Annotated in this window: 19 protein-coding genes; 9 read left to right on the forward strand and 10 right to left on the reverse strand. The window is 69.9% G+C overall.

The genetic code is table 11. The annotated features are described in order from the left end of the window. Window positions 1-7 precede the first annotated feature (7 nt). The 3 genes from ACFOYW_RS06305 to ACFOYW_RS06315 form a co-directional block, all read right to left on the reverse strand. Window positions 8-628 carry a GDSL-type esterase/lipase family protein gene (locus ACFOYW_RS06305; RefSeq protein ID WP_390227942.1) on the reverse strand — a complete coding sequence of 207 codons (621 nt, stop codon included), beginning with the start codon at window positions 626-628 and terminating at the stop codon, window positions 8-10. Between the two features lie 4 nt (window positions 629-632). Then, window positions 633-1,919, reverse strand: coding sequence for an MFS transporter (locus ACFOYW_RS06310; RefSeq protein WP_390227943.1), 1,287 nt, complete (start codon window positions 1,917-1,919; stop codon window positions 633-635). 119 nt (window positions 1,920-2,038) lie between these two features. Further along, window positions 2,039-3,466 (reverse strand): TetR family transcriptional regulator, encoded by a 1,428-nt coding sequence (locus tag ACFOYW_RS06315; protein ID WP_390227944.1) that lies wholly within the window; start codon window positions 3,464-3,466, stop codon window positions 2,039-2,041. Window positions 3,467-3,640: 174 nt separating this feature from the next. Here ACFOYW_RS06315 and ACFOYW_RS06320 point away from each other — a divergent pair, with 174 nt between their 5' ends. From ACFOYW_RS06320 to ACFOYW_RS06335, 4 genes are read left to right on the forward strand one after another with little or no spacing between them, the layout of a single operon-like run. Beyond that, a complete protein-coding gene (locus ACFOYW_RS06320) occupies window positions 3,641-6,085 on the forward strand; it encodes a beta-glucosidase family protein (RefSeq protein WP_390227945.1) in 2,445 nt (814 codons plus the stop codon). A gap of 16 nt (window positions 6,086-6,101) precedes the next feature. Then, window positions 6,102-6,902 carry an SGNH/GDSL hydrolase family protein gene (locus tag ACFOYW_RS06325; RefSeq protein WP_390227946.1) on the forward strand — a complete coding sequence of 267 codons (801 nt, stop codon included), beginning with the start codon at window positions 6,102-6,104 and terminating at the stop codon, window positions 6,900-6,902. Next, window positions 6,899-8,032: a serine hydrolase domain-containing protein gene (locus tag ACFOYW_RS06330; protein WP_390227947.1), complete on the forward strand. Its 1,134-nt coding sequence runs from the start codon at window positions 6,899-6,901 to the stop codon at window positions 8,030-8,032. The genes ACFOYW_RS06325 and ACFOYW_RS06330 overlap by 4 nt, the downstream gene beginning before the upstream one ends. A gap of 39 nt (window positions 8,033-8,071) precedes the next feature. Further along, window positions 8,072-8,998: an alpha/beta hydrolase gene (locus tag ACFOYW_RS06335; RefSeq protein ID WP_390227948.1), complete on the forward strand. Its 927-nt coding sequence runs from the start codon at window positions 8,072-8,074 to the stop codon at window positions 8,996-8,998. 36 nt (window positions 8,999-9,034) lie between these two features. Here the strand turns inward: ACFOYW_RS06335 and ACFOYW_RS06340 are convergent, their stop codons facing one another. Both ACFOYW_RS06340 and ACFOYW_RS06345 read right to left on the reverse strand, forming a co-directional pair. Continuing rightward, a complete protein-coding gene (locus ACFOYW_RS06340; protein ID WP_390227949.1) occupies window positions 9,035-10,603 on the reverse strand; it encodes a cell wall-binding repeat-containing protein in 1,569 nt (522 codons plus the stop codon). A gap of 138 nt (window positions 10,604-10,741) precedes the next feature. Next, window positions 10,742-12,343 (reverse strand): MFS transporter, encoded by a 1,602-nt coding sequence (locus tag ACFOYW_RS06345; RefSeq protein WP_390227950.1) that lies wholly within the window; start codon window positions 12,341-12,343, stop codon window positions 10,742-10,744. On the opposite strand from ACFOYW_RS06345, the gene ACFOYW_RS06350 reads away from it, so the two are divergent. After that, window positions 12,342-12,545, forward strand: coding sequence for an Ltp family lipoprotein (locus tag ACFOYW_RS06350; protein ID WP_390227952.1), 204 nt, complete (start codon window positions 12,342-12,344; stop codon window positions 12,543-12,545). The genes ACFOYW_RS06345 and ACFOYW_RS06350 overlap by 2 nt on opposite strands. A 10-nt stretch (window positions 12,546-12,555) precedes the next feature. Here the strand turns inward: ACFOYW_RS06350 and ACFOYW_RS06355 are convergent, their stop codons facing one another. Continuing rightward, window positions 12,556-12,882, reverse strand: a complete 327-nt coding sequence (locus ACFOYW_RS06355) for an antibiotic biosynthesis monooxygenase family protein (protein WP_390227953.1) — start codon at window positions 12,880-12,882, stop codon at window positions 12,556-12,558. 89 nt (window positions 12,883-12,971) lie between these two features. On the opposite strand from ACFOYW_RS06355, the gene ACFOYW_RS06360 reads away from it, so the two are divergent. Continuing rightward, on the forward strand, window positions 12,972-14,210 hold the full coding sequence (locus ACFOYW_RS06360; protein WP_390227954.1) for an MFS transporter: 1,239 nt from the start codon (window positions 12,972-12,974) through the stop codon (window positions 14,208-14,210). A 76-nt stretch (window positions 14,211-14,286) separates the two neighbouring features. Continuing rightward, complete coding sequence (locus ACFOYW_RS06365) at window positions 14,287-14,520, forward strand: hypothetical protein (RefSeq protein ID WP_390227955.1); 234 nt, start codon at window positions 14,287-14,289, stop codon at window positions 14,518-14,520. Window positions 14,521-14,532: 12 nt separating this feature from the next. Here ACFOYW_RS06365 and ACFOYW_RS06370 read toward each other — a convergent pair whose 3' ends face one another. Then, window positions 14,533-16,086 carry an alpha-amylase family glycosyl hydrolase gene (locus ACFOYW_RS06370; protein ID WP_390227956.1) on the reverse strand — a complete coding sequence of 518 codons (1,554 nt, stop codon included), beginning with the start codon at window positions 16,084-16,086 and terminating at the stop codon, window positions 14,533-14,535. Between the two features lie 18 nt (window positions 16,087-16,104). After that, the gene (locus ACFOYW_RS06375) at window positions 16,105-16,896 is read right to left on the reverse strand and encodes a sigma-70 family RNA polymerase sigma factor (protein WP_390227957.1); all 792 of its coding nucleotides are present in this window, start codon (window positions 16,894-16,896) and stop codon (window positions 16,105-16,107) included. Window positions 16,897-16,974: 78 nt separating this feature from the next. Between ACFOYW_RS06375 and ACFOYW_RS06380 the strand changes: the two genes are divergently transcribed. Further along, on the forward strand, window positions 16,975-17,871 hold the full coding sequence (locus ACFOYW_RS06380) for an SDR family oxidoreductase (RefSeq protein ID WP_390227959.1): 897 nt from the start codon (window positions 16,975-16,977) through the stop codon (window positions 17,869-17,871). Between the two features lie 96 nt (window positions 17,872-17,967). Here ACFOYW_RS06380 and ACFOYW_RS06385 read toward each other — a convergent pair whose 3' ends face one another. Together ACFOYW_RS06385 and ACFOYW_RS06390 are read right to left on the reverse strand one after the other, a co-directional pair. Further along, window positions 17,968-18,354, reverse strand: coding sequence for a ChaB family protein (locus tag ACFOYW_RS06385; protein ID WP_390227960.1), 387 nt, complete (start codon window positions 18,352-18,354; stop codon window positions 17,968-17,970). A gap of 36 nt (window positions 18,355-18,390) precedes the next feature. Then, window positions 18,391-19,344, reverse strand: a complete 954-nt coding sequence (locus tag ACFOYW_RS06390) for a DNA topoisomerase IB (RefSeq protein ID WP_390227961.1) — start codon at window positions 19,342-19,344, stop codon at window positions 18,391-18,393. A gap of 86 nt (window positions 19,345-19,430) precedes the next feature. Between ACFOYW_RS06390 and ACFOYW_RS06395 the strand changes: the two genes are divergently transcribed. Further along, window positions 19,431-20,348 (forward strand): Rieske 2Fe-2S domain-containing protein, encoded by a 918-nt coding sequence (locus ACFOYW_RS06395; RefSeq protein WP_390227962.1) that lies wholly within the window; start codon window positions 19,431-19,433, stop codon window positions 20,346-20,348. Window positions 20,349-20,355: the final 7 nt, after the last annotated feature.

Raw genomic sequence — 20,355 nt, forward strand, 5'->3', positions numbered from 1 at the left:
GAAAGGTCTACTCCGCGGCCTCGATGTGCGGGCGCAGCCGCTCGAGCCAGGCGCGATAGCCGGCGCCGGTGAGGTGCAGGCGGTCGCCGCTGAACTCCGAGCGGATGGCTCCGTCTGGACCGGCAAGCGCAGGCCAGAGGTCGAGGAAGGTCACTCCCGAATCGGCGGCGACGCGACTCAGCACGGTGTTCAGCTCACGGACCGGCCGGCGGTACGAACGCGCCCGAGGCATGACGCTGTTGAGCACGACCCTGGTCTCATTGCCTGCCGTGATGCGTGCGATGATCGCCGCGACGTTCTCGGCGATCTTCTCGGGGGTGACGCCGATCGCGAGATCGTTCGTGCCGATGAGCAGCGACACCACGCGCTGCGTTCCCACCGCGGTGTGCATCCGTTGCAGCACGCCGCCCGAGGTGTCGCCGGCGATGCCACGGTTGACGACCGCGAGCCGGGGGAACCACTCGTTCCACAGGCCGTACTCGGTGATGCTGTCGCCGAGGAACACCACGTCGGCGGCAGGGCGGGGCAGTGCCTCGAACTGTGAGGCGCGCATGCGCTGCTGCGGCAGGATGGCCCGCCCGAGCATGCGGTTGCCGAAGGCGGTGAGGGAGGGCACGCGTGAGCTCATGCGCCTACCGCACCGAGCGGATGCGCAGCACGGCGATCGCGCCGGCCACCGCGAAGGCCGCCGAGACGATGAACCACACGGTGTAGCCGCCACCGGGGAACAGCAGGTTGCCCAGTGGAATGACGACGACACCGGCGAGGAAGGGCGAGAGAGTGCTCGGCAGCGTGTTTGCGAAGTTCAGCACGCCGAGGTCCTTGGCGATGTCGTCCTTGTTGGGGAGCGCGGCGATGCACAGGGCTTGGTCGACGGCGAAGAACAGTCCGGCCCCGATGCCGATGACGGCCTCGCCGCAGAGGATCAGGCCGAGGCCGCCGGCCCGGCCGACGAACGGCGCCAGCGCGACGATGACGACGCCGAGCGCGATCATCAGGCCGCCGATGAGCACGAACGCCTTCTTGCGGCCCAGCCGGTCGGAGACGAATCCGCCGATCACGCTCACGATCATCAGCGCACCGATCGCGATGATGTTCGCCGTCGCGTTGAAGGCGAGCTGCTGGGTCGTGTTCATGCCGAACGCGGTGCCGAGGTACAGCGTCAGATAGCCGGTGACGGCGCCGTAACCGATGAGCACGAACATCTTGCTGAGCCACGCCCAGCCGAAGTCGGGGTGGCGGCGCGGGTTGAACACGAACGAGAGCAGGATCTGGCGAGCGCTGAGCGACTCCTCGGGCCGGGCGCTGCGGACCTTGTCGCGGAGCACGAACGTGAAGATGAGCCCCAACACGAGGCCGATGAGCGCCGGGACACCGAACCGCAGCAGGTCGGTGGGCAGGATCGACAGCAGGATCGAGGCGACCAGGATGCCGAGGGGAGTGGCCGCACCGAGCAGACCGGAGGCACCGCCGCGCTTCTCCTCGGGAACCTGATCGGCGAGAGTCGCCGACTGCGCGGCGAAGGCGAGGTTGCTGAAGAAGCTCGCCAGCGACATCGACACGATGATGAGCGGGATGTTCGGGGCGATGCCTGCGCCGACGATGAACACCACCATGCCGAGGATCCCGACGAGCAGCCACGGCCGCCGCATGCCCCATCTGGACATCGTGCGGTCGGACAGGCGCCCGGCCAGCGGCTGGACGACGAGGGCGACGGCCGAGCTGACGCCTGACACGATGCCGAGTTCGAGCGGGGCGCGGTCGAGGCCGACAAGATGCTGAATGCGTACGGAGAGACCGCCGACCGTGGGGGCGAAGATCGCGAGATAGATGCCGAAGGCCGACAGGGTGACTGTCGGCAGATATCCGCGCGGGGTGCGCGGAGGTGCAGCCACGGGGGCGACTGCTGTGCTGGCCATGCGGGAACTCCTGAACTTCCTTGTCCTGGGGGCGACCGCGGGTGGGGGAGTGCGGCGCGCCGAACACCTACGTCAACGATGGTGTTCGGAGTTCAATATCTCCGTCGGCGTAGCTTTTGTCAAGACGAGGAGAGATCGCGCAGCTCGCGGCTGCGTTCGGCCGCCAGGAACGCCTCGACGCCGGCCGGCGTGAGCAGTTCCAGCACGTAGTCCCGCACGTGCGACGACACGTCGACGGGGTTGTCGAGCAGCCACTGCAGCTGCAGCCCGTCGATCAGGGCGTTGAGACGAACCGCCGCCCGCTCCGGATCGGTGTCTTCGCGCACGTACCGGGCCCGCGCGGCGAGCCGGAACACCTCGGCCATGCCGCCGTAGATCTCGCGGTAGCGCCCGAGGAAGTAGTCGTGCGCCGGGTGGGCGGGGTCCGTGGCCTCGACCGCGAGCCGGATCACCATCGCGGTGAGCCCGGGACTCGTGCGCTCGCGATCGGAGAGCTCCACGATCCCGTGCAGCGGGCCGATGCCGTCGGGCGCGCTCAGGTACGGCGCCGCGCGCCGCTCGTCCTCCGGGCCGCCCAGCGAGACGGCGAGAACGGCGGCGAGGATGCTCTCCTTGTCGGGGAAGTGGTGCAGGACGCCCGCCCGCGTGATGCCGCAGGCATCCGCTATGGCCTGGGTGGTGACGCCCTCGAAGCCGCGTTCCGCGAACAGCCGGGACGCCTCCTGCACGATCTGCTCGCGCCGCGCCCGGCCGGCTGCGTATGCGCCGCGAGCCCGTGTGCCCGGCGCGCCTCCACCGCTCTCGCCCAGCCGTTCCGGCCAGCGCAGCGTTGGCGCGGGCACGGGGATCGTGCGGCTGCCGCCGTGCGCGAGTTGCGCGGCGAGCCCGTCGGTGAAGATACGGATGCTGGCGTCGAAGCCCTCGTCGTCGAAGAAGTGGGTATCGCTCGACTCGAAGACCTTCTCGAGCAGCGGATGCCGGTGCGTGGTGCTCGCGGCGAGAGCGCGTCGCGTCTCAGGGATCTGCGGATGCTCGCCCGTGGCCGCGGCGAGCTGGCCCTGCGCGAGAGCGATGGCGAGACCGCTCAGGGCGTACAGCGCCTTGGCCGCCGACTCGAGGTCGAAACCGGCGGCGCGCATCTTGCCGAGCACGGCCTCGGCCGGCCCGAGCGTGTCGGCGCCGGCGGGCGACGAGAGCCGCAAGAAGGACGCGAACTGGCCGGTGGCGAGCACGCTGTCACGAGTGGCGCGGGCCAGGACCAGGCAGCCCTCGCGCCAGTCGGTTCCGGGGGCGATCCGGGTCGGGCTGAGGTAGGTCGCGAAGGTGTGCTCGGCGACGAGCTCGAGCAGGGCCGCCCGGTCGGGCACGTGGTAGTGCAGCGCGCTGCGGTCGACGCCGAGGCGCTGCGCCACGGCCTGCATCGTGAGCTCGCGAGGCGACAGCCCGTGGGCGGCGGCGGCGATGCGGGTGCGGTCGAGGCCGGCGCTCTGCCCGCGGCCGCGGCGCGGCGCTCGGCGTGACGGCCCAGTGGTCTCGGGCACAGGCATGGGCACCGCCTTCCGCGATCCGCTCTGATCACGAATGTAGTCGTTCTGATGAAGAATTGAATTCACGACCGTGAAAGAATACGCTTCGAAAGCACCGCCTTTTCTGCCTCGACCGGCAGCAGGTGCTGCGCGCCCCCGGCGCGAGATTCGCCACCACGAGCAATGGAGCCATCGATGTCCCCCACCCCCTCCCGGGCCGCCGCTCTCGAGTCCGCCGATGAGCTGCTTGCTCGCATGACGCTCGACGAGAAGATCCAGCAGATGGTCGGGGTGATGTCGACGAGCGTGCTCGGCGCCGCCGGGCCCGACGACGCGGCGATGAGTCGCAGCATCGCTGAGGGCATCGGCCACATCGCCGGGGTGCCGGCGCTCGGGCATCAGACGCCGCAGGTCATCGCGCAGAACGCGAACCGCATCCAGCGCTTCCTGCGCGACCACACGCGACTCGGGATCCCGGCCATCATCCACAACGAGGCGCTCAACGGCGCAGTGCTGCCGTACCACCCGATCTTCCCGACCGCCATCGGCCTCGCGGCCACGTGGAACCCGGACGCGGTCGGCGAGATGGCCGCGCTGGTGCGCGAACAGCTGCGCGCCATCGGCATCCGCCAGTCATTGTCGCCTGTCATGGACGTGGCGCGCGACGCTCGCTGGGGGCGCATGCACGAGACCTATGGCGAGGACCCGTATCTCGTCTCGGCGATGTCGGTGGCGTTCACCCGGGGCATGCAGGGCGACGACCTGCGGCACGGGGTGATCGCGACTGCGAAGCACTTCCTCGGCTACGGAGCGGGTGAGGCCGGGCAGAACACCGCGGTGACGCGCATCTCCGAGCGTGAGCTCTACGAGGTCTACGCGCGGCCGTTCGAGGCCGCGATCCGCGAGGCGGGCCTGGGGTCGGTCATGAACTCGTACTCCGAGTACGACGGCATTCCGATCGTCGCGTCGGCGCATGTGCTGCGCACGGTGCTGCGCGAGCAGCTGGGTTTCGACGGCACGGTCATCTCCGACTACGCCGCGGTGAAGAACCTCGTCGACATTCAGCTCGTCGCCCGCGACGCCGTTGAGGCGGGCATCCTCTCGCTCCGCGGCGGTCTCGACGTCGAGCTGCCGGTTCCGTACGGCTACGGGCCCGAGTTCCGCGCGGCGGCAGCGCGCGGCGAGGTCCCGCTCGAGCTGATCGACGAGGCGGTGCGCCGGGTGCTGGCCGACAAGTATCAGCTGGGGCTGTTCGACGACCCCTTCGTCGACGAAGGGGCTGTCGTGCTCGAGGCGACCGCCGCGCAGAGCGAGGAGCTCTCACTGAACCTTGCGGCGGAGTCGCTGACCCTGCTCACGAACGACGGAGTCCTTCCCCTCTCGCGCACGCTCGGCAAGATCGCCATCGTCGGGCCGCACGCGACGGACATCGACTTCGCCTTCCCCGCGTACACCTACCCCGCGAGCGTGAACATGATGCGCGCGATGATGCAGGGGCAGGGGGCGAACATGGCGGGCATCGAGGCGGCCAGCGAGATGATCGGGCCGGAGGCCGCGGCCGCGCTCATGGGCGAGCTCATGCCGCTGCTCACCACCGCACCCGACGACTTCGCGCGACGCGAATACGGGTCCATCTCGCTCGCCGAGGCGGTGCAGCAGCTCGCGCCCGACGCGCGAATCGCCGCCGTGTCGACCGGCGTGCTCGACTCCGAGCCGACGGACTTCGCGGCGGTCGCTGCGGCTGTTGAGGGCGCTGACGTCGTCATCCTCGCGCTCGGCGGCCGGCCGGGCTGGTTCGGCAACGCGCTCACCGAGGGCGAGGGAAGCGACACCGCCGACGTGAGTCTGCCGGGCAACCAGAACGCCCTCGTCGAGCTGGTCGCACAGTCCGGCGTGCCGGCCGTCGCGGTCGTGAGCACGGGGCGGCAATTCTCGATCACCGAGGTCGCGGAGAAGATCCCGGCCGTGCTCTGGGCCTACTACGGCGGCCAGCGGGCGAGCCAGGCCGTCGCCGCGGCGCTGTTCGGCGACGTGAACCCCGGCGGCAAGCTTCCGTACTCGATCCCGCGCCACTCGGGGCAGCTGCCGCTCTACGCAGGTCAGCACAACGGCAGCGGCTATCGCAAGAGTGAGACGAACACCAATCTGCACTACCTCGACGTCCCCGGCACGCCGCTGTTCCCGTTCGGGCATGGAATCGGGTACACGACCTTCGAGTACTCGAAGCTCGAGCTGCCCGACGCGCCGGTGAGCACCGGTGCGGAAAGCGTCGAGGTCGGGGTGACGGTGCGCAACACCGGCTCCGTCCTCGGCGACGAGGTGGTTCAGCTGTACTTCGCCGCCCGAGCCACCGGCATGACGAGGCCCGCACAGCAGCTCGTCGCGTTCCGTCGCGTTCGACTCGAGCCCGGCCAGAGCGCCACGATCCGCTTCACGGTGCCGCTCGCCCTTCTCGGCTACCTCGACGTCGATCGCCACTTCGTCGTGGAGGAGGGAGCCGTCGGCGTTCTCGTCGGCTCCTCGTCCGACGACATCCGTCTTCGTGGTGCGCTCGAGACCAGCGGCGGCACGCGGGAGATCGCGCCTCACGACCGCCACTTCGTCGCGGCGTCGACGGTCGACGAACTCGCCGCCCTCTGAGACCGGAGCACGAGCGATGCGAACGAAGGCCTACCTGCGCGCGCGGCGCCGACGGGAAGCGGCGACCGCCGGCCACGTCGTCGTGTGCCTCGGCGACAGCCTCACCGACGGCGTGATGAGCGCTCCGTATGTGCCGTACCTCGAGCGGGAATTCGGCCCTGACGGCTACGCGTTCGTCAACGCCGGGATCAGCGGCGACCTCGCCTACAACGTCCTCCAGCGACTCGATGACGTCATCGCCTGCCGCCCCGACGTCGTCGTCATCGCCTGCGGGGCGAACGACGCGGCCGCACACATCAGCGAAGAGTGGACCCAGTGGTACCTCAAGGCCAAGCACGCTCCGCAGCGCCCGACCATCGAGTGGTACGAGGCTACTCTGACGGAGATCGTGAAGCGCCTGCGCGCTGAGACCTCGGCACGGCTCGCCCTGCTCGAACTGCCGCCGTTCACGGAAGAGCTCGACGGCGTCGTGAACGAGCGAGTGCGGCGCTACAACGACATCGTCCGCACGGTGGGCGACGCGACGGGCACCCCGGTCATTCCCCTGTACGACGCGATGGCGGCGCAGATCCCCGCTGATTTCGCGCCGCCGGTCTTCGACGGCAGCCGCCGCCACATGGGTCGCGCTCTTCGCGACCACTACCTGTTCAGGCGCAGCTGGGACACGATCTCCCGCAGGAACGGATTCGTGCTGCACACCGACTTCGCCCACATGAACACGCGTGGAGCCCGCATCATCGCCGCGCAGATCGGGGCGTTCCTGCATTCGAACGCCGCAGCAAGCACGGCACAGCCACGAAATGGAAGAGAGCGATGACCCTCACCCAGGATTCAACGGCTCCCGGGTACGAGGCCGTCGCCGAACTCTTCGCCGCCACTGCTGACGCGGCCGGCGAGTACGACGCCCAGCTCGTCGTCTACGTACGCGGAGAGCGCGTGGTGGATCTCGCCTCGGGCATCGGGGCGGATGCGATGATGACGGTCTTCTCAGCGAGCAAGGGCCTCGCCGCGATCGCCCTCGCGCTGCTCGTCGACCAGGGCCGGCTCGATCTGGACGCGACGGTTGCGCACTACTGGCCCGAGTTCGGGGCGGCCGGCAAGCAGGCGGTGACCGTGCGGCAACTGCTGTCGCACCAGGCCGGACTTCCGGGGACCGACGAAGCGATTCCGACGGATGCCTGGCTCGACCACCATCGGGCGGCAGACCTGCTGGCTCGCCAGCGCCCGCTATGGCGCCCGGGGGCCGGGTTCGGCTACCACGCCATGACCCTCGGCTCGCTGATGAGCGAGTTGTGCTTCCGGGTCACCGGCATGCCGCTGCAGGAGTTCTACGAGCAGGAGGTGAGGCGCCCCGCATCCGCTGATGCTTTTCTCGGCCTTCCGGACGAACTCGAGGACCGCGTCGTGGAGCTCCTGCCGATGGCGGATCCCACCGCCGAGCAGCTCGCCGAGTTCGGCCCCCTGTTCACTGCGCCGCGTGGGCCGTACCTGGCCCAGGCGTTCGCCTTCGACCCGGCCGTCGCACCCTCGAAACAGGGCCGCGCCTTCGGCCAGCCCGCCTCGGGGGGAGTGGCCTCGGCGCGGGGGCTCGCCGCCGTCTACCAGTGGGCGGCAGGATTCGGTGATGCTGCATCTGGAATCACGTCCGAGACGCTGGCCGAGTTCGCGCAGCCGCAGGTGCTCGGCTACGACCTTGTCCTCGACCAGCCCTACCGCAGCCATGGCGTCGTGTTCCAGAAGCCGGTGCCTGCCGTGCCCTTCGGCTCGTATCGTGCCTTCGGTCATGACGGCGCGGGCGGCGCGATGGCGTTCGCCGACCCGGCCCGGCAGACCGTTCTCGCCTACACCGTGCGCCGAGCCCCATTCCCCGGCGGAATGGACCGACGGGTTCTGGAATTCGCCGCCGCCGTCGAACGCGCGGTGGACGGGGCCGGGCCGACGTCGTAGGAGCGCACCGCGCTCTGCGCTGCGGTTGAAGAGGTGAACATGGAACTCGAACGGGTCCACCCGGAACTACGCGAGCCGGTGCGGCGCGCGCCGACGGTCGATGCGCGCAATCGCGTCGTCCGCGGACTGATCCGCTTCGCGACACGGCACCTGCTGCGCCCGGCGCGCGTTCCGGGCGTCCGGATCTCCGACGTCGCAGCGGGAACGGCGCGCGTGCGGCTCTATACCCCGCAGCACGGCTCGGGCGCGGCGCTGGTCTGGGTGCACGGCGGCGGCATGGTCATCGGCGCACCGCGTCAGGACGATCGCCTGTGCGCACACCTCGCCGCCGAACTGGGCATCGTCGTCGCATCCGTCGATTATCGCCTCGCACCCGAGCACCCGTTCCCGGCACCGCAGGAGGACTGCCGGGCCGTGTGGGACTGGCTCGTGCACAACGCCGCCGCCTTGAGCGTCGATGCGACGCGGGTCGCCGTCGGCGGCGCGAGCGCGGGCGCCGGGCTGGCCGCGTGCCTGGTGAACGAGCTGCGCGATTCCGGCGGGGTGGGGCCCGTCGCGCAGTGGCTCCTGTACCCGATGCTCGATGACCGCACCGCGGCCCGCCAGGAACTCGATCAGATCGACCACTTCGTCTGGAACAACGCCGCGAATCGCTTCGGCTGGAGCGCTGTTTTGCGCGGGGTGGCCGTGCCAGGGGCGCCAGACGTTCCGCACGCGGCGGTCCCGGCCAGGCGCACCGACCTCGCCGGGCTGCCGCCGACGTGGATCGGAGTCGGTGATCTCGACCTCTTCTATGACGAGGACGCCGATTACGCTGCCCGCCTGCGAGAGTCCGGCGTGCCGGTCGTGCTGGAGGTGGTTCCCGGTGCCCCGCACGGCTTCGAGAGTCTCGCTCCGGAGGCGCCGGTCGTCATCGAGCTGATGGAGCGAGCACGCGAATGGTTGCGCGACGCCGTGTCCCGGTGAGACGGCTCGCGGCCGAGCCGCCTCACCGGGCTTCGCTCACTGGAACTGAACGGTGACGCCCTCCGGGTTAGCGGTGCTCCAGGTGCCGGAGAAACCGCTCACGGTGCCGCTGATGGTGATCGGGTTCGTCGTCTTGCCCACCGCAGTATTGGTCGTGAAGTGGTTCGGGTACACCGCGCTGGTCTGCGCCGAGTGCACCGACCCCTTCTCTTTCACGAGAGTGTTCGCGAACGACGCGTCGGCCCGGTCGCCGTCCTGCTTGCCGACCGCCTGAACACGGGCGTACACGGTCTTATTCGCCAGGTTCTTGTTGGTGAAGGTACCGACCTGCTTCCCGTTGACGTAGACGGTGCCCGAGCCGTTCGACTGCAGCGTCAGAAGCACCTGGTACGCCTTGCCGACCGAGGCCGCGCCGGTATGGCCGTAACTGTTACCCGACTCGCCGCTGGCGTTGGAGATGTTCTCAATGAGGAACGCCGGCTTCCCGGTATAAGGCGCCGCCGCCTTCGCGTCGTACTGGATGCCGAAGGTCACGGCGGCCGACGCGGTGACCAGCTCGATCTTGGCGTGGAAGCCCTGCCCCGAGCCGGTCAGGGTCATGCTCGACTGGATCGCGTAGGTTGAGCTGGTGTTCTGGATGGTGTGACCGGCGCTCCCCGACGAGCAGGTGCCGAGGGCCGCGACATTGGACGACAGGGCGTTCGGGCCGCCGACGAGCACGACGTGCGAGACGCCGAGTTGCGAGACCGCGCTGGCGGTCTCGGAGGGAACGCATCCGGGCTGCACCGTGAACAGCGGCGCATGATGCGGCCCGGCGACCGCGGAGGCCGATAGCGCGTCAGGGAACTGCGCGCCCGAGGCGAAGTATGCCGTCGATGCGGACTTGAACTGGCTCTTCCCGATCAGGGCCGAGGTCGCGTACCGATCGGCGCCGCCTTCTCGGACGACGTGGGACGCGCCGTATCTCGCGTAGAGCTGGGAGTAGATGCCCGAGGAGATCGCGTCCGAGCCGCCGGCGATCATGATGTTCGAGACCTTGAGCCGGCTGAGCGTGGCCAGCGTCGCGGAGTCCAGCGACTTCGCCGTTCCGTGCACGAGCACCACGGGGTCGCCTGCGGAACCGGCTGCCGCTGCGGCGGAGAGCGCGTCGGCGAATCCGGTGCCGGTGGCGAGGTAGGCCTTCGGCGCGGTCGTGAACGCCTTGGAGATCACCGCGCGAGCGGTCGCATACCGGTCGCTGCCCGACAGACGCGTTATCGTTGCGGCCGGTACCGCGCGCTTGGCCGCCGTCAGAACGGATGCCTTGACAGCATCCGGCCCGCCCGCGACGTACACCTTCGTCGGCTTGAGCGATTTGAGCTCGGTGGCGACGTTGGACGGCAAGCTGCCCGGCTGCGTCAACAGCAGCGGGCCGCCCAGCTTCGCCGCAGCGGGACCGGCCGACAGCGCATCCGGGAAGTTCGCACCCGAGGCGAGAAATACCACCGGCGCGCCGTGCGAGTACCCGGACTTCGCGATCGCGACCGCCGTCGCGTACCGGTCAGAGCCGTAGGTGCGCGATACCGATGGCTTCGTCGCAGCCGAGGCTGGAACGGTTATCGCCACCGATCCGGCGGCTACCAATGCGGCCGAGACGATGAGAACGGAAGTACGACGTGACAACACACCCCAAGAAGACACGAGCCAAGTCATACCTCAGACCCCGCCGGTAAACCACCCCCTAGCGGGGGACATCAACGCCGGCTACCGACTCGGCGAGGCGAAGAAGTGCTCCTCTGCCGGCGGGGTTGCGGCGAGCGCCACCGCGGCGTCCCAGCGTTCCCGGTCGTAGCCGGTCCACCGCTCCGTCGTCTGCCGTTGGAACTCGGACCACGACCTCACCGTGAACTCTTCTCGATACTCGCCGGCGTGCTCGCCGCTGCGGTACAGCCGCCAGCTCGTCGCGCCCGTGCGGCGCTGTGTCTGCTCGACCAGGCGCATCGCCGACGCGAACGCCCCGGCGTTCTCCGGCGGTACCGCGTAGGTGCGCACCACGAGCACGGGGCCGTCCTCGGGCTCGGGGTCGAAGACGAGGGCCGGCGTCGGCAGGCACATGGCGACGATCGAGCGATCGAGCGTTCCCACCTCGGCAGGCAGCGGCCAGAGCGGCACCGATGCCGCGGTCAGGGCCAGAAGTGCGGCCGCCGCGATCAGCGTCGGCCCGGTGCCGATCCATGCGGACACGGCACCCCACAGGAAGGATCCGATCGCCTGCGTGCCCATGAACACGAGCAGGTATGCGGCCATGCCGCGAGCTCGCACCCAAGCGGGGAGCGTCAGCTGCATGTTCGCGTTGAGGGTCGTCAAGGTGGCGATCCACGCGATTCCAGCAAGAAGCAGCAACGGAAGCACGGCCGCGAGCGGCCAGATCACGACCGAGAGCGACCCGAGCCCGAACACGAGCGCCGAGCCGGCGAGCGTCACCCCCGAGGGCAGCCTGCGACGGATCACCGGCATGAGCGCGACCCCGACGAGCGCACCGGCGCCGAGCACGGCGAGCAGCAGGCCGTAGCCGGAGGCGTTGAGACCGAGCGGGGCTTGCGCCGCCTCGGGGAGCAATGCCCACAGCGCGCTTCCCGGCAGCGCGAACAGCGCCGAGCGCAGCAGGATGCGTCGCACGATCGGCCCGTTCGCGACGTAGCGCAGCCCGGCGACGAGCGCCGGCCCGAGTCGCTCCCGACCGGTCCCAGCGGGTGACGTCTCGCGGCGCCACGCAAGCAGCGCGACGATGACGAGCACGAACGAGATCGCGTTGAGCAGGAAGACGAGCGACGGACCGGTCAATGCGACGAGAAAGCCTGCGATCGCCGGTCCGATCGCGCGGGCCGCGTTCACCGTGACGCTGCCGAGCGCGCTCGCCGAGGCCAGCTCGGAACGCGGCACGAGCTCGGGCTGGATCGCCTGCCACGCCGGCCCGGTCAGCGCGCTCGCGCAGCCGAGAAGGAAGGTGAACACGAGAAGGCCCCACGGCGAGAGCGCGCCCGCGTATCCGAGGATCGTGAGCACGCCGGCGATCACGGTCGCCGCGCCATTCGTGACGACGAGCAGGATGCGGCGGTCGTACTGGTCGGCGAAGACCCCGGCGAGCAGTGACAGCAGCAGCGTCGGCAGAAGGCTGGCCGTCTGCACCCACGCTACGAGCGCCGACGAGTGCGCCTGTTCGACGAGGAACCACTGCGCGCCGACGTTCTGCATCCACACGCCGACGTTGCTGCCGAGCTGCGCGAGCCACAGCGACCTGAAGGTGGGCCGCGCGAGCGGAGCCCACGCGGACGGCGCGGGCGGCGCGGCGGGCGAGCTCGTCATGCGCTCAGTCTGGGGTTCGGCGCTCGCGCCGGGCAATACGCCTCGATGGTTGCGCCGAGCTGTCGACGCGGCAAAGGGTTACATGGCCTCGGGAATGGGGTTCTCGCGCAGTAGCCTCATCCAGCAACTCACGTCTGCTTACGGCAACAAGTTCGCCGAAGCTCAGGCGGAGTACGCCGCCGATCAGGTCGGCCTCAAGTAGCGCCGCCAGGTCAGCGCGACCCCGTGGCGCCATAGGAGCGCGTCACGGTCGCGACGCGAACCTGATAGTCCGCGTACCAGACCGATCGCCCGCGCTCCTGCGCGATCACGTGCTCGCTCACCTGCTTCCAGGCGGCGGCGGCCTCGTCGCTCGACCAATACGAGACCGTGACACCGAGACTGTCGCGCGCCGATTCGATGCCGAGGAAGCCCGGCTGCTCGGCGGCGAGCCGATTCATCCGCTCCGACATCACGTCGTAGCCGTTGTCGCCGTCGGTGCGCAGCGACGTGAAGATGACTGCTGTGTAGGGCGGCTGCGGCGTGCGCGCGATGGACATGGTCACAGGCTAATTCGGTGCGCAGATCCGCACGACCGGAGCGGGGCGGGTGGCCGCGGCACCGACGCAGCCACCAGCGCGGTGATGTAATGAGCACGGTGGATGAGGCGGCGAACGTGGTGGGGAACGGTCCCCGCGCCGCGCTTGCCGATCGCACGTTCCGTGCCTGGTTCGCGGCGCAGATCTTCTCGGCGTCCGGCTCGTCGACGCAGGTGATCGGCATGTCGTGGCTGATCGTCCGCGAGACCGACAGCGGCGTGGCGCTCGGATTCCTCACCTTCGCGATCTTCGTGCCGGTACTGCTTCTCGGCCCCGTGGCGGGCGGCGTGATCGACCGCTTCTCGCGCCGTGGGCTGCTCATCGGAACGCAGATCGCGTTCCTCCTGATCGGCACGGCATTGACCGTGCTCGCCGCGCTCGGGAACGTGAATCTGCCGATGATCTATGGGCTGTCGCTGCTCACGGGCATCGTCAACGCCCTCGACGGACCGGCGCGGCAGGTCTACCTGATGGATCTCGTGGAACCGCGCCTCATCAACGCCGGCATCGGGCTGTACGAGGTCGTCATGAACGCGTCGCGAGTGCTCGGCCCCGCGGTCGCCGGTGTGCTGCTCGCGACCTGGGGGATCGTGCCCTGCTTCGTCTTCAACGCGGTCGCGTTCATTCCGGCGCTGATCGTGCTCCTCGCCACCCGTCCGGCTCACCATGTGCCGCTCCTCGACGGCCCGCGCGCCGGGTTCGCGAGCGCGCTTGCGTGGGTGCGCGGGCGCCGCGACGTCGCGGCGGTGCTGGTGCTCGCCGCGGTGGGTGGCATGCTGTTCAACCTCGCGGTGAGCGTGCCGCTGCTCACGACTCAGACGTTCCGGCTGGGGGGTGGAGCGTACGGCGTGCTCGTCGCAGTGTTCGGCGCGGGCGCGCTTGCCGGAGCCCTGCGCGCATCCGCTCAGCCCTCGCACCCCTCGTTCCGCGAATCGGCGCTGCTCGCCGCGATCTCAGGTGTCGCTGTGTTGTTGTGCGCGGCGGCGCCGGTCGCGTGGGTGTTCGCCGGCGGCCTGATCGTGATCGGATTCGTCAGCATCTGGTTCATCGCTCGCGCCAACGCGTTCGTGCAGCTCGCCTCGCCGCCTCAGCTGCGCGGCCGGGTGATGAGCCTGTGGAACATGGCGATCCCGGGCATGAACCCCTTCACGGGACTCGCGGCCGGCGCGGTCGCCGACGCGCTCGGCGCCAGGTACGGCTTCGCGCTTTCGGGCTCGTTGTTCGTCGTCATCGGCGGCGGATGCCTCATCGTGTGGTGGGTGCGGCACGCCCGAGTCCGCGAGCGGTAGCGCTGCGCGGAGACGATCGATCCCTTCGCGTCGACGGATGCTTGCGGCGGGGGCGCCGCGCGCGAACGATAGGGCGATGGACGTCGAGGACGAGTTCACGCATGCCGACCGGGTCATGATGATCGGGGTGCTGGCGTCGTTGAGTGCCCACTTCCTCGCGGGCACCCCCGACGGCGCCGCGGACCTGATGGCTCGGTATCGTCGCGACCTGAGCCGTGAACTCGGCCGCCTCGCCTCCGACGACGACTGCTTCGAATCTCTCGACGCTCAGATCGTGCGCCTGCGCCACTCGATCGGCGAACTCTGGTGACGAGAACTGCGCTCAGCTGCGGAACCAGGCGAACCCGAAGGGTCCGAGGCGGTGCCCGTTCCAGCGCTCGTAGAGCAGCGGCTTCGCGCCGTACGCCTCGAACACCTCGGCGGGTGCCTCGCCCAGGTTGTGGAGGGTCAGGCATCCGCCCAGATTGAGCGCGAGCACGCTAGGCGCATGCGGCAGGATCCGCGGACGCGCGGGTTTCGTCGCCGCGCCGGCTCGCGCGCGCAACGTCGCCACGCGTCTCGTGAGCACCAGCGTCGACGCGTCGTCGGTGCTCTCGTCTCGCACGTTCACGTGCGCGAAGTCGAACTCGCCGTCCCGCTGCGCAGGCAGCACGAGGTCGGATTCGCCGGTCGTGAACCCGCCGCTGCGCGCCGGCCGCCACTGCATGACCGGCCGGGCGGCGTCGCGCCCCGGCGCGGTCGGGTCGTCGCCGACCCCGAGCTCCTGCCCGTACATCAGCAGTGGCACGCCGGGCAGCGCGAACAGCAGGCTGAGCGACATGCGGAAGCGGCGTTCGTCGCCCATCAGCGGGCGCCACCCCCGTCGGAGGCCCCGGCCGTAGATGAAGTCGTCGGGCCCGTCGCCGAACGCGTCGAAGACCTCCTGACGCTCGGCGTCGGTGAGCTGCGCGAGGTCGAGCTCGTCGACGTTGCGGACGAAGTTGAGGCGGGCGGATGGCTGCACCGACCGGTCCAGCTGCCCGAGCGCCGTGTACAGGGGCGCCGCCTGGCCGCGCGCGAGTGCCAGGAAGAGCGCGTTGTTGAGCGAGAAGTCGACGACGGCGTCGACCTGTTCGTGCGCGGTGATGCTGTTCAGCTCGTGGGGCGGTGCGTCGGCCTCGGCCGCGAGGACGACGTCGGGGCGCGCGTCGCTCAGCCGGGCGCGCAGGCGACGATAGAACTGCGCGGCGTCGGCGGGGGTCTCGCCCGGGCCCGCCTTCATCGCGGGCAGGGCCGCGTCGATGCGGAAGCCGTCGACCCCGCGGTCGAGCCACAGCTTCGCGATGCGCACGAGCTCGTCGAACACGTCGTCGTTCGTGACGTTCAGGTCGGGCTGGAAGCCGTAGAAGCGGTGGTGGTACCACGCCTTCGCGTCGGGGTCGAAGGCCCAGACGCTGTCCTCCTCGCCGGCGAAGATCGGTTCGTCACCCGCCTCGTCGCGCGGCTTGTCGGCCCACACGTAGTAGTCGCCGGCGTCGGATGCCGGGTTCTGCCGCGCCTCGAGGAACCATCGGTGCCGCTCTGAGGTGTGATGGATGATCAGGTCGATCATCACCCGCAGTCCGCGCCGGTGACAGGCGTCGATCACCGACGCGAAGTCGTCGAGCGTGCCGAAGCGAGGGTCGACGGATTCGTGATCGTCGACGTCGTAGCCGTTGTCGCGCCTCAGACTCGGGAAGATCGGGAGCAGCCACACCCACTCGGCACCGAGGCCGGCGACGTGGTCGAGCCGGGTCTCGAGCCCCGGCAGGTCACCCGTGCCGTCGCCGTCGGAGTCCTGAAACCGGGCGACGTCGATGCCGTAGACGAATCCTTCTGGTGGCCACGCGCTGCTCATCCGTTCCGTTCCGCCGAATCAGGCCGCGTCCTGCAGTCCACGCGGGAAGGTCGCGGTCAACTCAGTGCGGAGCCGGTCCAGAATGCGCGCGAGCAGGCGCGAGACCTGCATCTGGCTGATGCCGAGCTCCCGGCCGATCTCGGCCTGGGTCTTCTCCTCGGCGAAGCGGCGGCTGACGATGAGCGCCTCGCGCGGGTTGAGCCGCTGCAGCGCGTGCGCGAGCATTGCTCGCTGCTCGGCCTGCTCGAACGACGGGTCGACGAACGGCGGGATGATCGACGGCGCCTCATCGCGCTCGGCGCCCGACGCGACGACGACGGGCGACTGCGCGTCAAGGCAGTTCTTCGCGTCGGCGATGTCGCGCACCGTGACGTTCAGTTCCGCGGCGAGCTCCTCGTCGGTCGCTTCGCGGCCGAGTGTCTGGGCGAGCCGCGGGCGGGCGCGCATCACGCCGCTGCAGAGCTCCTGCAGCTGCCGGCCGGGGCGCACGAACCACCCGTGGTCACGGATGTGCCGCTTGAGCTCGCCGTCGATGGTCGGCACCGCGTACGGCACGAACGGCGTGCCGCGCTCCGGGTCGTAGTGGCGCGCGGCCTTGACGAGGCCGAGCAGCGCGACCTGACGCAGGTCGCTGTCGTCCTCGTCACCGCGCCGATAGCGGCGGGCGATGGATTCGGCGAGCGCCATGTGTGCGACGACCACCTTGTTCTCGATGCGCGTGCGCTCGGCGGCCGAGCTCGTTCGGATCGTCGCGAATGCGGCACTCGTCTCTTCACTTCGGCGCTGGCGTGCTTTCGTGATGTCGTCCATGTTGATGAGTCTCAGCAGGACCACGAGCAACGCGAAACCCCCTTGCGGATGCCTCGCGGTTCTGCTTTTCGTGGGTGCATGAGCCCAACGCAGATCACCTTCGACAACCCCGTCACGCGCTACCCGAAGGTCGAGCCGGCCGAAGATCAGGTACCCGAGCCGGGGCGTGAGAGCGACCTCGAGCCCAAGGCCGATCACGGCGAGGACAGCTATGTCGGCAGCGGGCGCCTCGAGGGCCGCAAGGCGCTGATCACCGGCGGTGACTCGGGCATCGGGGCGGCCGTCGCGATCGCCTTCGCCCGTGAGGGGGCAGATGTGGCGCTCGTCTACCTGCCCGCGGAGCAGGAAGACGCGAATCACATCGCCGCCCAGATCGAGAAGGCCGGGCGCACCTGCGCGCTGATCCCCGGCGACCTCAAGGACCGCGCGTTCTGTCAGGTGGCCGTCGAGCACGCGATCGACACGCTGGGCGGCATCGACATCCTCGTCAACAACGCCGGCAAGCAGGTGTTCTGCGAGGACATCACGCTGCTTCCCGATGAGCAGTTCGACGACACCATGCGGACGAACATCTACGCCATGTTCTACCTGACGAAGGCCGTCGTCCCGCACCTTCCGGCGGGCTCGACGATCATCAACACCACGTCGGTTCAGGCGTATCTGCCCGGCTCGCAGCTCGTCGACTATGCGACCACCAAGGCCGCGATCAATGCGTTCTCGAAGGCTCTCGCCGGGCAGCTCGCGCCGAAGGGAATCCGGGTGAACGCGGTCGCACCCGGGCCGATCTGGACCCCGCTGCAGCCGAGTGAGGGCCAGCCGCCGGCGAAGCTGCCGAAATTCGGCGAGCAGACGCCCCTCGGCCGCGCGGGTCAGCCGGCCGAATTGGCTCCGGCGTACGTCTTCCTCGCGTCGCCCGAGTCGAGCTACGTCGTCGGCGAGACTCTCGCGGTCACGGGCGGCATGCCGACGCCGTGAACCCGGCGCCGCTCAGCTGAGTCAGACGGACTCGGGTGCGCCGGGCGTCGCTGCGCAGCGCGCACTCGAGTCCGTCCGGCGCACACGGGTGATGGGTCAGCCGCGGGCCTTGCGCGTGTCGCGGTCGTTGGCCTTCTGGATCGCCTCGACGAGTTCGGGCTTCGTCATGGACGAGCGTCCATGCACGTCGAGGCGCTTCGCGATCTCCATCAGGTGGGTCTTCGACGCGTTGGCGTCGACACCGCCCTTCGTCGGTTTGCCGCGCTCCTTCGCACCGGCATCCGATGGGCCGCGCCTGCCCTTCTGCTCCCAGTGGTCGCCGACCTTCTCGTACTCGTGCTTCAGTGCCGCATAGGCGGTCTGCTGGGCGCGCCGCCCGCGGCCGTACTCCTTGATCGCCGAGTCGTGCGCCTTCACCCAGATCGCTTGAGCGTGCTTGGGCGAGCGCTCGAGTGTGCTCGGCAGGTCGTCTGCTCCAGGCATCGTCGTTCCTTTCCTTCGCGGTTGCTTCCGGCGGCCTCAGCTGAGCAGCGCCACCAACGCTGCCTCGGGTGAGCGCCGCCGCTCGATGAGTTCCCCGGATCGGTATCTGTCGAACACCCGCGGATCGATATAGCTCGCGCGGGCGACGGCCGGCGTGTTGCCGAGTGCCGTCGCCGCGGCCTGCACGGCCACCCGTTCCGCTGCGCTGCGCGCCCTGGCCGTCGTCGCAAGGCCGGCGCGGGCCAGGGCGTCCGCCGCCACGATCGTGCCGCGCAGGGTGCGGAAATCCTTCGCGCTCGCTTCGACGCCCGTTCGCGCCCGGATGTCGTCGTTGACGTCCGGCGCGTGCAGCGGATGCCAGCGCCGATCGCGCCACGCGAGCAGCCGCGCACTGGCGCGCCGGCCCTCGGTCAGCAGCGCGAGGTATCCGGCGAGCTCGGAGTCGCGGAACGAGGAGTCCCAGCCCTGACCGGACTTCGCGGGGAAGCGCAGGCCGATGACGTCGCCGTCCAGTGCGACGTTGCGAACGAGCAGGGTGGTCAGGCCGCGACTGCCGTAGCTGCGAAGGTAGCGCTCGCCTCCGATGCGCAGTGCGGCGCGGTCCACCATGCGGAAGGCTGCGGCAAGGGCCCGGTCGCGGGTGAGCCCCTCGATGCGCAGGTCGCGGGTGACGGCGCGCCTGGCGCCGGGCAGTGCGCGGGCGAGGTCGAGCATCCGATCGAATTTCGCGGCGTCTCGTTTTCGCCGCCATTCCTCGTGGTACAGGTACTGACGACGGCCCGCCGCGTCGGTGCCGACCGCTTGGATATGGCCGTTCGGCCACGGCGAGATCCACACGTCGAGCCATGCGGGGGGAATCGCGAGCAGGCGGATGCGCTCGAGCTCGGTCGGGTCGGTGAGCGGCCGGCCGGTGGCGTCGACGTAACGCAGCTCGCCGTCGAGCACCCGCTGAATGCCGGGACCGGAGGGATTGCTGTGCCGCGTCCGCATAAGTGACCGGTTCCCGTTTCGCGCACCGGCATCACCGATCGTGTCAAGCGGTGGCGGGCGTGCCGGTCAGTCCCTAGGGTCGCCGCATGACCGACGTGACGCAGGTGACGAGAATGCTGACCATGGTCGGGCGAGCGACCGGGCGCGTGCTGGCCGCGATCGAGCACGACGATCGGCTCGACCCGCTGGCGCAGTCGCTGACGAAGACCGTGCAGAAGCTCGTGCCGGAAGGCCCGCTTCGCGATCTGCTGCACGGGGCTCCGCTCGGGCACCCGGCGCACCCGTTCCTGGTGCAGATCCCGCTCGGCACATGGACGTCGGCGGCGGTCCTCGACATGCTCCCGTTCGGCTGGTTCCCCGCCACGGCGCTGATCGGTGTCGGAACGGTCGCGGCCGTTCCCGCGGCGGTGACCGGGAGCGTCGACTGGTCGGCGGGCCACCCTGAGCAGCAGCGCGTCGGCCTCGTGCACTGGGCGGCGAATGCGACCGCGGTGGTGCTCTACAGCGCGTCGCTCGCGGCGCGGCTCACGGGCCACAAGCGAGTCGGGAAGCGCCTCGCGTTCGCGGGCTTCGCGGCCGTGTCGGTCGGAGGCTACATCGGCGGTCATCTCGCCTACCGGCAGGCGTCTGGCGCGAACCACACCGAAGACGTGCCGCACCTCGTGAAGGACGGCTGGCACGAGGTCGCGACCCTCGCGGAACTGCCCGAGCACGAACCGCAGCGCCGGCTGCTCGATGACGTGCCGCTCATGCTCTACCGCGAGGGCGACCGGGTGCGGGCGCTCGCGAACGCCTGCTCGCACCTCTCGGGCCCGTTGCACGAGGGCGAGATCGAGGACGACCCGGAGCTCGGGGCGTGCGTGACGTGCCCGTGGCACGGCAGCACCTTCGCGCTCGCTGACGGCGCCGTGGTGCACGGCCCCGCCACGTCGCCGCAGCCGAGTTTCACGACCCGGGTTCGCGATGGCCGCGTCGAGGTCTCGTTGCCGGGCGCGAGCGGGTAGCGCCGCG

The sequence above is a fragment of the Gryllotalpicola reticulitermitis genome (genome assembly GCF_042651345.1).
Taxonomy (GTDB): Bacteria; Actinomycetota; Actinomycetes; order Actinomycetales; family Microbacteriaceae; genus Gryllotalpicola; species Gryllotalpicola reticulitermitis.

Coding starts and splice junctions, on each gene's coding strand:
- ACFOYW_RS06305 (WP_390227942.1), bottom strand. CDS start 628: ATGAGCTCACGCGTGCCCTCCCTCACCGCCTTCGGCAACCGCATGCTC.
- ACFOYW_RS06310 (WP_390227943.1), bottom strand. CDS start 1,919: ATGGCCAGCACAGCAGTCGCCCCCGTGGCTGCACCTCCGCGCACCCCG.
- ACFOYW_RS06315 (WP_390227944.1), bottom strand. CDS start 3,466: ATGCCTGTGCCCGAGACCACTGGGCCGTCACGCCGAGCGCCGCGCCGC.
- ACFOYW_RS06320 (WP_390227945.1), top strand. CDS start 3,641: ATGTCCCCCACCCCCTCCCGGGCCGCCGCTCTCGAGTCCGCCGATGAG.
- ACFOYW_RS06325 (WP_390227946.1), top strand. CDS start 6,102: ATGCGAACGAAGGCCTACCTGCGCGCGCGGCGCCGACGGGAAGCGGCG.
- ACFOYW_RS06330 (WP_390227947.1), top strand. CDS start 6,899: ATGACCCTCACCCAGGATTCAACGGCTCCCGGGTACGAGGCCGTCGCC.
- ACFOYW_RS06335 (WP_390227948.1), top strand. CDS start 8,072: ATGGAACTCGAACGGGTCCACCCGGAACTACGCGAGCCGGTGCGGCGC.
- ACFOYW_RS06350 (WP_390227952.1), top strand. CDS start 12,342: ATGCGCTCAGTCTGGGGTTCGGCGCTCGCGCCGGGCAATACGCCTCGA.
- ACFOYW_RS06345 (WP_390227950.1), bottom strand. CDS start 12,343: ATGACGAGCTCGCCCGCCGCGCCGCCCGCGCCGTCCGCGTGGGCTCCG.
- ACFOYW_RS06355 (WP_390227953.1), bottom strand. CDS start 12,882: ATGTCCATCGCGCGCACGCCGCAGCCGCCCTACACAGCAGTCATCTTC.
- ACFOYW_RS06360 (WP_390227954.1), top strand. CDS start 12,972: ATGAGCACGGTGGATGAGGCGGCGAACGTGGTGGGGAACGGTCCCCGC.
- ACFOYW_RS06365 (WP_390227955.1), top strand. CDS start 14,287: ATGGACGTCGAGGACGAGTTCACGCATGCCGACCGGGTCATGATGATC.
- ACFOYW_RS06370 (WP_390227956.1), bottom strand. CDS start 16,086: ATGAGCAGCGCGTGGCCACCAGAAGGATTCGTCTACGGCATCGACGTC.
- ACFOYW_RS06375 (WP_390227957.1), bottom strand. CDS start 16,896: ATGGACGACATCACGAAAGCACGCCAGCGCCGAAGTGAAGAGACGAGT.
- ACFOYW_RS06380 (WP_390227959.1), top strand. CDS start 16,975: ATGAGCCCAACGCAGATCACCTTCGACAACCCCGTCACGCGCTACCCG.
- ACFOYW_RS06385 (WP_390227960.1), bottom strand. CDS start 18,354: ATGCCTGGAGCAGACGACCTGCCGAGCACACTCGAGCGCTCGCCCAAG.
- ACFOYW_RS06390 (WP_390227961.1), bottom strand. CDS start 19,344: ATGCGGACGCGGCACAGCAATCCCTCCGGTCCCGGCATTCAGCGGGTG.
- ACFOYW_RS06395 (WP_390227962.1), top strand. CDS start 19,431: ATGACCGACGTGACGCAGGTGACGAGAATGCTGACCATGGTCGGGCGA.